General features: G+C 36.7%; 11 protein-coding genes. 6 read left to right on the top strand and 5 right to left on the bottom strand.

From position 1 onward, the window contains the following. Positions 1–21: 21 nt before the first annotated feature. Positions 22–693: a ribulose-phosphate 3-epimerase gene (gene rpe / locus AC3ITD_RS06995; protein ID WP_489365249.1), complete on the bottom strand. Its 672-nt coding sequence runs from the start codon at positions 691–693 to the stop codon at positions 22–24. 191 nt (positions 694–884) lie between these two features. Beyond that, positions 885–1346, bottom strand: coding sequence for a hypothetical protein (locus tag AC3ITD_RS06990; RefSeq protein WP_489365247.1), 462 nt, complete (start codon positions 1344–1346; stop codon positions 885–887). 202 nt (positions 1347–1548) lie between these two features. Between AC3ITD_RS06990 and AC3ITD_RS06985 the strand changes: the two genes are divergently transcribed. Then, entirely contained in the window at positions 1549–1818 is a 270-nt protein-coding gene (locus AC3ITD_RS06985; RefSeq protein ID WP_489365245.1) for a toxin-antitoxin system YwqK family antitoxin, read from the top strand. A gap of 286 nt (positions 1819–2104) precedes the next feature. Here AC3ITD_RS06985 and AC3ITD_RS06980 read toward each other — a convergent pair whose 3' ends face one another. Further along, the gene (locus AC3ITD_RS06980) at positions 2105–3178 is read right to left on the bottom strand and encodes an IS110 family RNA-guided transposase (RefSeq protein WP_489365243.1); all 1074 of its coding nucleotides are present in this window, start codon (positions 3176–3178) and stop codon (positions 2105–2107) included. 69 nt (positions 3179–3247) lie between these two features. Between AC3ITD_RS06980 and AC3ITD_RS06975 the strand changes: the two genes are divergently transcribed. Then, positions 3248–3631, top strand: coding sequence for a toxin-antitoxin system YwqK family antitoxin (locus AC3ITD_RS06975; RefSeq protein ID WP_489365241.1), 384 nt, complete (start codon positions 3248–3250; stop codon positions 3629–3631). 302 nt (positions 3632–3933) lie between these two features. On the opposite strand, the gene pnp is transcribed toward AC3ITD_RS06975, so the two are convergent. Next, positions 3934–6069, bottom strand: a complete 2136-nt coding sequence (pnp, locus tag AC3ITD_RS06970; protein WP_056849083.1) for a polyribonucleotide nucleotidyltransferase — start codon at positions 6067–6069, stop codon at positions 3934–3936. Between the two features lie 176 nt (positions 6070–6245). After that, on the bottom strand, positions 6246–6530 hold the full coding sequence (rpsO, locus tag AC3ITD_RS06965) for a 30S ribosomal protein S15 (protein ID WP_025146265.1): 285 nt from the start codon (positions 6528–6530) through the stop codon (positions 6246–6248). A gap of 1051 nt (positions 6531–7581) precedes the next feature. Between rpsO and AC3ITD_RS06960 the strand changes: the two genes are divergently transcribed. The 4 genes from AC3ITD_RS06960 to AC3ITD_RS06945 all read left to right on the top strand — a co-directional run bounded on the left by AC3ITD_RS06960 (position 7582) and on the right by AC3ITD_RS06945 (position 11800). Beyond that, on the top strand, positions 7582–8001 hold the full coding sequence (locus tag AC3ITD_RS06960; protein ID WP_056849084.1) for an acyl-CoA thioesterase: 420 nt from the start codon (positions 7582–7584) through the stop codon (positions 7999–8001). 513 nt (positions 8002–8514) lie between these two features. Further along, a complete protein-coding gene (locus AC3ITD_RS06955; protein ID WP_489365238.1) occupies positions 8515–9939 on the top strand; it encodes an MATE family efflux transporter in 1425 nt (474 codons plus the stop codon). Positions 9940–10121: 182 nt separating this feature from the next. Beyond that, on the top strand, positions 10122–11672 hold the full coding sequence (locus AC3ITD_RS06950) for an IS1634 family transposase (RefSeq protein ID WP_489361489.1): 1551 nt from the start codon (positions 10122–10124) through the stop codon (positions 11670–11672). Continuing rightward, a complete protein-coding gene (locus tag AC3ITD_RS06945; protein ID WP_489365236.1) occupies positions 11651–11800 on the top strand; it encodes a hypothetical protein in 150 nt (49 codons plus the stop codon). The genes AC3ITD_RS06950 and AC3ITD_RS06945 overlap by 22 nt, the downstream gene beginning before the upstream one ends. Positions 11801–11840: the final 40 nt, after the last annotated feature.

Here is an 11840-nt window from a genome sequence, read left to right as displayed (position 1 = left end):
CTTTTTATTTGTGGTTAAAATTTAAATACTGATACCCGTGGTTGTTAAACTTTTCATTTTAGAAATGATTTCAGTTGGATTTTCATCCGCAAAAATGGCGTTTCCAGCAACAAAAGCATTAGCACCAGCCACTACTAATGATGCCAGATTGGATAATCCTACACCACCATCAACTTCTATAATCAATTCGTCATTTACGCCTTGAATTAAACGCTTTAAATCTTGAATTTTCTTATAAGTATTGTGGATAAATGCCTGTCCGCCAAAACCTGGGTTTACCGACATGATCAAAACCAAATCCAGGTCTTCAATTACATCTTGCAATAAAGTAACTGGTGTATGTGGATTTAAAGCAACGCCAGCTTTACATCCAGATGATTTTATGAGCTGAATGGTTCTATGCAAATGAGTGCAGGCTTCGTAGTGAACGGTAATTCTATCTGCACCAGCGTTGGCAAATTCAGGAATAAATTTGTCAGGTTCAACAATCATTAAATGAACATCCAAAGGTTTTGTTGCATGTTTTTTAACAGCTGCCATCACGGGGAAGCCAAAAGAAATATTGGGCACAAAAACACCATCCATTACATCAACATGAAACCAATCGGCTTCACTTTGGTTAATCATTTCGATATCTCGTTGTAAATTACCAAAATCGGCAGAAAGTATGGATGGAGCAATGATGTATTTCATTTATTTTATTTTGTTGCCATTGCGAGATACGAAGCAATCTCAATCCCACCTATAAAGAGTAAAAAAGGATTGCTTCGTACCTCGCAATGACGAATTAGTTAAAAAATGTTAGCAACAATGCAAGTTACAAAATCATTTCAAACTTAATTATATGTCAACAAAAAACCCCTTCAACTGAAAGGGTTTAATTACTATTTTAATTTAATTTCAAGCGATTGCCCATCCCTTGTAATTTCCACAAACTTTTCAATTCTATCAGTATAATTATTGGTATAACTCTGATATTCGTAATAATCTGTTCGTCCACCATAATTATTATAGCCACTGCCGCGATAAACTGGCGTTGAGCCTGACTTAGAGTAACATGCGATACATTGAAGAAAATATTTACCAGGCTTCATTTTATCAAATTTAAATCTTCCATATTCATCTGTTTGAATGGTAATTCGCCAACGAAAAGCATCTTCAGACATGTAAGCACTCGTTTTCTTGTTCTCTTCACTCTTCCTTAACCGATACCAATCATTGAAATAGGCCGTTACTGGAAATAAGGTTACGGCCACATTTCTGGCGTAAATTTTTTCAGCCCCCCAATTACCTGGCACTTTTACATACGCCAAGCCTTCAATACTCGATGTTCCTAAAGCCAACATCCCCTTAGCTTGTAGTGAATCAAAAGGAACCTGCGGATAATACGCCGTCTTCTGTGCATTCGATTGTATGAAAGTAGTACTGAAAATTAGGGATAGGATAACAATTTTTAGTTTTTTTATAAGCGAAATATAGAATTTGTTTTTTGAAAATGTATTTATATTATTACATAATTAAACTTTTTTGAAATAAAAATCAATAACGATGAATAAATACTTGTACACAATCTTGTTAATTTTCATTTCTAACATTGTCTTTGCCCAAAAAGAAAAGCCTTGTGGAATGAAAGACGGATTACAAGAAGGAACTTGTAAACAGTTTTTCGGCAATGGAAAAGTGAGTTCTATACTTAACTGGAAAAAAGGGAAAAGAGAAGGAACTGCTAGTTATTTCTATGAAAATGGTCAAGTAAAATCAACTGGAAATTTTACTAAAGACAAGCGGAATGGCGAGTGGAAATACTCCTATGATTAATATTAGGCACTTAGAAGAGAACAGGCCAAAACTTTCCTTTAGAACAGCAGACATTCGATATCCGCCGTTCTTCCAGGCATTTGTTTCTCATTACAAATATAATATTTTGCTTCCAATCATTCCCAACCTCCTATTAGTAGTCAACACTTTTGCGCTACAGGTATCAATTTTTTTCTGATTTGGATAAAAGACAGGCTACAAACTTTTTGAATGTATTTTCTTACAGGTATTTCCTAGTAGTCTCTGTCGGTATTATAATGGGATAATCCATGGTAGCAATCTTAACCTATTTTATTATTCCTTTTTCATATCCTTGTTGTTTTAGTAATATATAATAAATCCGATTTAACATCTTTCTTGCAATTCTTATTATGGCTCTTTTACCACTCATCTTTTTTTTGTACTCATTGTATGCGAGCAGCATTGCCGGGTCCAACCTGATCGCTGTCCAGGCAGCCTCTGTTAGTAAACTCCGGAGCAATGAGTGGTGCCTTGGTGTTAGTGGGCCGACACGTTCGGAATCCCCACTTGAAAATTCAGTCGGGCACAGGCCAACAAAAGCGTTAAGCTGATAAAAAGTACGAAATCTTTTCACATCGCCCAGCTCGCTCAAAAGGGTAAGGGCAGTGAGTGCACCGATTCCCGGAACGGTCATTAAAAGGCTCGCCTGTTGAGCGTATACCGTTGAGCGGAGCATGGCCCTCAAATCCCGACTAATCTCCAGTAACTGTCCCTGGAAATATTCAACTTGTCTGATCATTCGTTCTAAGGTCAAATCTGCATGTTCAAAACCCAATTGGGTAGACTTAAGCCAAAGCAGGAATGCCCTGGTCCACTTACCTTTGGTAAATATAGGGGGGATGGTGATTCCAAACTTATAAAGCAGGCTCTTGATTCTTGATTTACATCTGTTCAGGTCACGGGCTATACGATAGCGATAGCGAACAAGCGAGCGGTCGCTTTCCTGTATTAAGCTGGGCACATAGATCCCCTCAAGCATACCCCCTGCCAGGGCAGCACCTATCCTTCGGGAATCGTTGACATCATTCTTGGTGCGAATGCCCTTATCAGTCTGGGGGACATCAGCCGCGTTAACAACCACGCAGTCAATACCAGACTCACTAAAAATCCGCTGTGCCCAGAAACCGCTGAAACCAGCCTCGTAAGCCAGCCTGAAATTGGCATTGGGATAATGATGGCGTAAATGTTTGATAAGAATCCCAGGATTGGATTCCTGCTGGAATTTCCTTAGGTAGACCTGATTGTGGAAGATGGTCACATTCCAATGCTTCAGGTGAACATCAATTCCAACATTTATCTGTTCTCCTGAAAAATCTACAGTTTCACGTATATTTGACATAAGCCTTAGTTTTGAGTATAAAATTATTCTTTTTATTGTAGCAAGTTTGACTACTACTCGAACTAAGGCTTGTTATTAATACATGGATACTTTTATGAAAATGGAATTTTGGAGGCAGATGAATTTTACGTTTTTAGAGATTTTGCAGAATTGAAAGAAGGTACTTTTAAAAAGTTTTTTAAGGATGGTAAAGTAAGCGAAACCTGTGCTTACGTAGATGATAAATTAGAAGGAAACTTTACCTCTTATTTCAGCAACGGCGGTGTATCGCAACAAGGTGCTTACAGCAAAGATAAACAAGTTGGGGATTGGAAAAGCTTTTTTGAAAGCGGCAAGCCTAAGTGCGAATCTACTTATGTAAACGGAAACAAAGAAGGAACGAGAATTTGTAAAGATGAGAAGGGAAAAGTTGTAAGTGAAGAGATTTACAAAAATGGAGTTAAAATAAAATAGTTGATTGCAGCACAGATTTCATCACATACTCACCTACTTTATATTTTTTGAATTATTTTCTCCCCAAGATGGTCGTTACGTTAAATTTATTTCAGAATCTTAATAACAAGAAAAAAAAGCTGAAATAACCTTAGCATGGCGATGAAGTTAAAATTTATATAACTTCAAGTAAATCAATTTTTTAATTCACAAAAAAGCCCTCTCAGTTTTACGCTGAAAGGGCTAATTATTTGTAGTCACTCTGAATTTATTTCAAAGCTTGTTTTTACAGATGCTGAAATAAGTTCAGCATGACAGTATGGCTAAGCCTGTGGCGCAGCTGGTTTTTCTGGTCTAGGTAATAAAACCTTACGCGAAAGTTTCATTTTACCTTGTTTATCGATGTCTAGCAATTTAACCTCGATTTTATCACCTTCTTTTAATACACCGTCCATAGTTTCTAAACGTTCCCATGAAATTTCAGAGATGTGTAATAAACCATCTTTACCTGGCATAACCTCAACAAATGCACCAAATGGCATAATTGATTTTACTTTACCTTGGTAAACTTCACCAATTTCTGGCTTAGCTACGATGTTACGGATACGGGTTACAGCAGCATCAATTGCAGCTTTATTATCAGCAAAAATTTCAACGATGCCTTTACCATCAACTTCTTCGATAGAGATTGAAGCACCGGTTTCGCGTTGCATTTCTTGAATAATTTTACCTCCAGGGCCGATAATTGCACCAATGAATTCTTTCTCAATAGTGATAGAAACGATACGTGGAGCATGTGGCTTCATGTCTTCGTTAGGCTGAGCAATCGTTTTCTTCATCTCGTTTAAGATGTGTAAACGACCTTCTTTAGCTTGCAATAAAGCTTTAGTTAATACTTCGTATGATAAACCATTGATTTTTAAGTCCATTTGACAAGCAACGATACCATTTTCAGTACCCGTTACTTTAAAATCCATATCGCCTAAGTGATCTTCATCACCTAAAATATCAGAAAGGATTGCATATTTACCAGTTTTCTCATCAGTAATTAAACCCATTGCGATACCCGAAACTGGAGATTTAATTTTGATACCAGCATCCATTAATGCTAACGTACCAGCACAAACAGTTGCCATTGATGATGAACCGTTAGATTCTAAAATATCAGAAACAATACGGATAGTATATGGATTAGCTTCACCTTGAGGTAAAACTTTTTTCAACGAACGTTGTGCTAAAGCACCGTGACCAATTTCGCGGCGACCAGCACCTCTGTTAGGTCTAACCTCTCCAGTTGAGAAACCCGGGAAATTATAGTGCAACAAGAATTTTTGGTAACCGTTAAAGAAAGCACCATCAATCATTTGCTCATCATCTTTGCTACCTAAAGTAACTGATGTTAACGATTGAGTTTCGCCACGTGTAAATACAGCCGAACCGTGAGCAGCAGGTAAATAACCAACTTCACTCCAGATAGGACGAATTTCAGTAGTTTTACGACCATCCAAACGAATACCCTCATCTAACAACAGATTTCTAATGGCATCATACTGAACATCATGGTAATAATGTTTAGCCATTGCTTTAGTTAAATCTGCAGTATCTTCTGGCATTGCCTCGAAAAATTCGTTGATAATTGCAGTAAAACCAACTTTACGCTCATCTTTGTTCGAACCAGATTTAGCAACTGCGTAAACTTTATCGTAAGTATCAGCATAAACTTTAGCTTTCAAATCAGCATCATGGTCTTCATGGCTATATTCGCGTTTTACCGTTTTACCGGTAGCCTCAGTTAATTCAACCTGAATCGCACATTGAACTTTAATTGCATCATGTGCAAATTTTAAAGCCTCAACCATTTCATCTTCCTGAATTTCATCACACTCGCCTTCAACCATGCCGATATCGTTAGCCGAACCAGCAACCATAAATTCTAAAGTTGCACGCTCTAAATCGCTAGCATATGGATTGATTACCAATTTGCCATCAATTTTGGCAACACGTACTTCAGAAATTGGACCGTTAAAAGGAATATCAGAAACTGATAAAGCTGCAGATGCTGCTAAACCAGCTAAACAATCTGGCATTATATTTTTATCAGCAGAAATTAATGAGATCATCACCTGAGTATCAGAGTGATAATCAGAAGGAAACATTGGGCGTAAAGCTCTGTCAACCAAACGAGAGATTAAAACCTCGTAATCAGATAACCTTGCCTCACGACGTAAAAAACCTCCAGGAATACGACCAGTAGCCGCATATTTCTCTTGATAATCAACCGATAAAGGTAAAAAATCAGTACCTGGTTTAGCACCAACAGTAGATACAACAGTTGCTAACAACATCGTATCGCCCATTTTTACTACCACCGAACCATCAGCTTGCTTAGCCAATTTACCTGTTTCGATTTCTACAATTCTGCCATCGCCCAAATCGAACGATTTTTTTATTACATTCATTTAAATAGAATTATGGTGTGTTTTCCTCTTTCTACACACCGTTGTTTATATATGTTTTTGTTTTTGCAAACGAAGATAAGATTAAAACACCTATCTATAATAAATCCCGTTAAAATATTTAACAGGAAACGTAAAAAGCCATTCTCTAAAGAATGGCTTTCGTTGATAAAATTCGCTTATTTTTGTTTGATGATATCACGAAGCGATAAAGCTTTAATGATAGCACGATAGCGCTCAATATCTTTTTTGTATAGGTAAGCCAAAATACCGCGGCGTTTACCTACCAATTTTTGAAGTGACAACTGAGTAGAGAAATCTTTACGATTTTTCTTTAAGTGTTCTGTTAAGTGCGCAATACGGTATGTAAATAACGCTACTTGACCTTCTGCAGAACCAGTGTTGGTTTCTACTTCGCCGTGTTGTTTAAAGATTTCGGCTTTCTTTTCTGGACTTAAATACATTTCTTGAATAATATTAAAGCAATAAAAATTAATTAATTGTTCCAAAAAGCATTTCTTTGGAATGCGGCAAAGATAAAGCTATTTTTGATTATTAGCAAGTGTAGTTAGCAGATAGTTAAACGGATCATTTACTGGGTTTAGAATTTGGAAAGCAGATTGTAGTTTTAATCGGTTGCTGCACTCCCGCCCTCGCTGCAATCTTTTTGCCTATAGTACTCCTTTTGTCGTCTTTGCGAGGAGGAACGACGAAGCAATCTCATTCAGCAAGTGTTGCAAAAAGTACTTCAGCTAAGTCGGGTTTAGGGAACTTAAGAATATGCAGGAAATTTAGTTTTATTTAGTCTTTTTTCTTTAATTTAGACATCATTTTTTCAATTTGAATAAAAATGACTTGGCGTTATCATTTTTTTTGTTTATTGTCATTAACAAAGAGAATCCAACTTTCTAATATTTCTTTGAAATCTGTCATACTAATTTCCATATCATCAATTATGACATTAGGATATTCTAGTTCAAGATTTACATCTGACCAATCGTATAGATTTTTCATATGGTAATCCATGCAAAGCCATATTAATCTCAGAACTATCATCTCACATTCGCTTAAATGAAGTTCATTGATATATATAAACTACCAAAGATACTTTGAGAATTTTTAGATATCATATCAATGGAAGAAGTGCCTCCAGTATTAATAAAGATTAAACCAAGTCGTTCAGCAATTTCCATCTTTCTATAGTTAGTTTTTATTATAAAAAATAAAGAATATAATATCTAAAGATTTGATTTACGAATCAAAATCCCTTTTCCTTGAGGGGCTTTGAGAGGTTTTCCTCCATTCATTAAAACAGCTAACTTATTAAGTTTAACCAATTCAAGAAATCTGTCTTCTGACGAAAGAGATAAAAATTTAACTTCACGATTTTTTTTCGATTTCTTCCCTAGCAACATCCAAATGATATATCTTCAATCGACCCATAATTTAAAATTAGACAAAAACTTAAAATGCATCTAATATTAAAAACCCTATTTTTGCACAAAACAATTACCCTTGGAAAAGAATCAATTTAGCATTTTCGAAAGCGAGCTACGTGTGCGTCCCGATGATATAGACATGTTTAATCATGTGCACAACAGCAAATACCTGGATTATGTATTGGCCGCCCGTTATGAGCAAATGGAAAAATTCTATAATATGCCTTGGGAACATTTCACCAAGCAAGGTTTAGGTTGGGTGGTGAGCCATGTGGATATTAATTTCAAACGTCCGCTTTTGATGAACGACCTGATGTTAATACGAACAGGCATTTTAACCATGCATGATAAAGGTTGTTCTGTTCAGTTTGAAATCATCAACAAAAAGACGGGCAAAGTTGCTTCTGATGGGATCTTCGATTATGTGTTAATTGATTTAAACACCAGCCGCGGAACGAAAGTGACAGAAGAAATGATTAAGGCATATAGTGTATAAAGTGATTTTCAGTTTTTATGTAATTCCATAGATTTTAGCCACCTCGGTTCGTGTCATCAATAAATGGGACCGGCAACCTTTAAAACTGCTGTCATTCTGAGGCACGAAGAATCCGCAACCTAGTTGTTCTGTCCTAAAATATTGCACTCACATTTTTCGTAGGTAAATTGGCGGTTGTATTTCATCGCTTGGAGATTCTTCACTGCGTTCAGAATGACAAACCTATAGTCATGTTGCATTTGTACAGTATATGAATAAATGTTTAAATAAAATTCCGTGTTCTTCCGTGTTTCCGTAGCAAACAAATTAATCAATCTGCTAAATATCAGTCATCAAAAATTGACAATTCAAAAATTTATTTATATTTGAGCTATCAAAAAGAACAGAACCATGATAGTATCTTCAATCCGTTTTAGGTTTTAAATAACCGAGGATTCCCTCCCATTTCAATTTAAGATTTGTGCAGCGAGCTGCCTATCTTTTGGTTTATTCATCATAATTTACTTTATATATATGTCACAGTCAGTAAAGACACAGGGCAAACTATCATCTTTTTTTGATGTACTTGTACTATCATTAAAAGGCCACGAAGTTGATTTAACTTCAATCAGTATAAAACGGGCAATTATTTTATTAGCCATTCCAATGATGCTGGAAATGGCAATGGAATCAGTTTTTGCTTTAGTCGATTTATATTTTGTAGGCCACTTAGAAAACAGTAGCCACGCCATACAAACCGTGGGTTTAACCGAGTCGGTTTTAACCATTATTTATTCATTAGCCATTGGTTTAAGTATGGCTGCAACCGCCGTTGTAGCCAGAAGAATTGGCGAGAAAAACCCAGAAGCAGCGGCGAAAGCTGGTATGCAAACTATTGTGATAGCAGTAGCAATTAATATCTTAATCAGCATTGCTGGATTAATTTATGCCCGAGATATCCTTCTCTTAATGGGCGCTTCAATAGAAACTGCAAACCACGGAACCACTTTCGTACGCATTATGATGGGCGGAAGTGTTATCATTGTTTTATTATTTTTAATCAATGGCATTTTTCGCGGTGCTGGAAACGCAGCAATCGCGATGCGAAGTTTATGGATTGCAAACATTGCAAATATCATCCTCTGCCCTATTTTTATCAATGGCTTTGGTCCAATACCAGCATTTGGTCTGACAGGAGCAGCAATTGCAACAACAATCGGACGCGGACTGGGCGTTTGTTACCAGATTTACAATTTATTCAACGGAAAAAATGCTTTAAAGATCCGGATCAGTCAATTTCTTCCTGATTTAGAGCAAATAAAAGCCATTGTTAAAATTGCTGCTCCAGCCATCTTTCAATTCGTAATAGCCAGTTGTAGTTGGGTATTTTTAGCCGAATTAGTTGCAACAACAGGTGGCGATGAAGGTTCAGCAGGCTATCAGACAGCATTACGATTAATGATGTTTTTCATGCTTCCGGCCTGGGGGTTAAGTAATGCTGCTGCAACTTTGGTTGGACAGAATTTGGGTGCCGGACATATTGATAGAGCGGAAAAATCTGTTTTTCAAACGTTAAAATATATCATCATTTTCATGGCTGTGGTAAGTGTTGTATTTTTAACCTGTGGCCATTTATTTGCTTCCTTCTTTACATCGGACTTAAAAGTTATTGAGATTGCAAGTCGTGCTTTAAAAATTCTAAGTATTGGTTTTGTCATTTATGGAGCGGCGATGGTAATTAGCAGTGCTTTTAATGGCGCAGGCGATACCTGGACACCAACCAAAATCAACATATTCGCTTTCTGGTTGTTCCAGATTCCTTTGGCTTACTTTCTGGCTAAATATTTAGAAATGGGCCCAACGGGTGTTTTCATAGCAATTCCAACAGCTGAAGCAGGAATCGCTGTAGCGGCTTTCATCTTATTTAAGAAAGGTAAATGGAAGAAAACGATGGTGTAAGTCTCTTGAAACTTCAAACATTTACATCGTTTGAGAAAAACGTAAAACATTAAAGTTTACGAAGACTTACCTCCTGACTTTGTCGCTATTTCTTCAGTCAATTCATAAACAATTGATTCGCTGTTATTTACAAAAAATGCATCACCAATTTGGGTGACGCAAAGCGATTAAGCGCTATATTTATGAATGTTTGTCCGAAAAAAAAGAATCGTTCTGGCACTACCAGCATCGTTGTAGCGGTAAAGATCCAGGGTAAATTTAAGGAAGTTAAGACCATCGGTGTATCCAGGGATGATTTGGAGATTGAACGCTTCTATAATGAAGCTAAGGTTTGGGCAGATAATCAGGTGAAAGGAGAAGATTTATTTAGGCGGCATACTCAGGATACTGAGGAAGCATATCTTACCAATCTGTTCCTCTCAAATATAGAAAATATCCTTCATAATGGTGCTCAGCTCATATTAAATAGAGTCTATGAATCTATCGGCTTTGATACTATAGATGATTATATCTTGAGACAACTGGTTATCTCAAGATTAACTCAACCGATGAGTAAATCCGCAACCATTGAATATCTAAAATCACATTTTGATGAGGATCTTCAGCTCGGTAAAATTTACCGATATATGGACAAGCTCTATAATGCCCAGCAGGAATCTATTCAAAAAATCAGCGTTGAGCATACCAGAAAGATTCTTGGAGGTAAGATCGGTTTAATGTTCTATGACGTAACCACACTATATTTTGAATCAGATTACGGGGATGGTTTCAGGGAACCCGGCTTCTCCAAAGATGGTAAGCATAGTCAACCACAGATAGTTTTAGGGTTGTTAGTTAGTCAGGATGGCTATCCATTATCATATTCGATGTTCAATGGAACGCAATACGAAGGGCATACAATGATTCCGATTGTAGATGATTTTGTAAGGCGTTTCAAACTGGATGATTTTGTATTGGTCGCTGATTCTGGTCTTATAAATAAGAAGAATATAGATTTTCTAAAGGCACATGGATATAAATATATCATAGGTGCCAGGATAAAAAATGCAAATAAGGTTCAAAAAGATTGGATACTTTCACTACAAAAGGTCGAAGGTAATTTTAATGAAACTCCCGTTGGACAAGGTAGATTGATAGTGGGTTATTCGGAAAAGCGTGCAAAAAAAGATGCTTATAATAGGATCAAGGGAATTAGTCGACTGGAAAAAGCTTTTAGGGCAGGCACCATTTCTAAGGAAAATATAAATAAGCGTGGCTATAACAAGTTCCTGGTGATATCAAAAGATGTGCAGGTGAGCATTGACAAAAGCAATGTTGAGGAGGATGCAAAATGGGATGGATTGAAAGGATACATCACCAATACGGACCTTCCTGCAGCAGAGGTATATGATCAGTATAGCAGTTTATGGCAGGTAGAAAGAGCTTTCAGAATTACCAAAGGGACGGTTGAAATGAGACCGATGTTCCATTTCACACCTAAACGAATAGAAGCCCATGTATGCATCTGTTTTGTTGCTTATAAAGTCTACAAAGAACTTGAACGCATATTAAATGAAAATCACTATAAAATAAGTGTGGACAAAGTCTTGGAAATCGCTAAAACCATTACTACGCTAAAAATAAAATTGCCTCAAAGTGGGAGAACCATCAATAAAACAATGATTATTACTGAAAGGCAAAAGGAAATTGAGTTGTTATTTTCAGACGACTTTTGGAAAACTCAATTTGGGTGACGCATTGGCGAAGTCAGGAAATGGGCCCAACGGGTGTTTTCATAGCAATTCCAACAGCTGAAGCAGGAATCGCTGTAGCGGCTTTCATCTTATTTAAGAAAGGTAAATGGAAGAAAACGATGGTGTAAGTCTCTTGAAACTTCAAACATTTACATCGTTTGAGAAAAA

The organism is Pedobacter sp. KH_004 (assembly GCF_057840755.1).
This window is presented reverse-complemented; position numbering and strand designations above follow the sequence as displayed.

Bases quoted from the DNA above. Each gene is read 5' to 3' on its own strand.
- rpe (WP_489365249.1), bottom strand. From the start codon at position 693: ATGAAATACATCATTGCTCCATCCATACTTTCTGCCGATTTTGGTAAT.
- AC3ITD_RS06990 (WP_489365247.1), bottom strand. From the start codon at position 1,346: ATGTTGGCTTTAGGAACATCGAGTATTGAAGGCTTGGCGTATGTAAAA.
- AC3ITD_RS06985 (WP_489365245.1), top strand. From the start codon at position 1,549: ATGAATAAATACTTGTACACAATCTTGTTAATTTTCATTTCTAACATT.
- AC3ITD_RS06980 (WP_489365243.1), bottom strand. From the start codon at position 3,178: ATGTCAAATATACGTGAAACTGTAGATTTTTCAGGAGAACAGATAAAT.
- pnp (WP_056849083.1), bottom strand. From the start codon at position 6,069: ATGAATGTAATAAAAAAATCGTTCGATTTGGGCGATGGCAGAATTGTA.
- rpsO (WP_025146265.1), bottom strand. From the start codon at position 6,530: ATGTATTTAAGTCCAGAAAAGAAAGCCGAAATCTTTAAACAACACGGC.
- AC3ITD_RS06955 (WP_489365238.1), top strand. From the start codon at position 8,515: ATGTCACAGTCAGTAAAGACACAGGGCAAACTATCATCTTTTTTTGAT.
- AC3ITD_RS06950 (WP_489361489.1), top strand. From the start codon at position 10,122: ATGAATGTTTGTCCGAAAAAAAAGAATCGTTCTGGCACTACCAGCATC.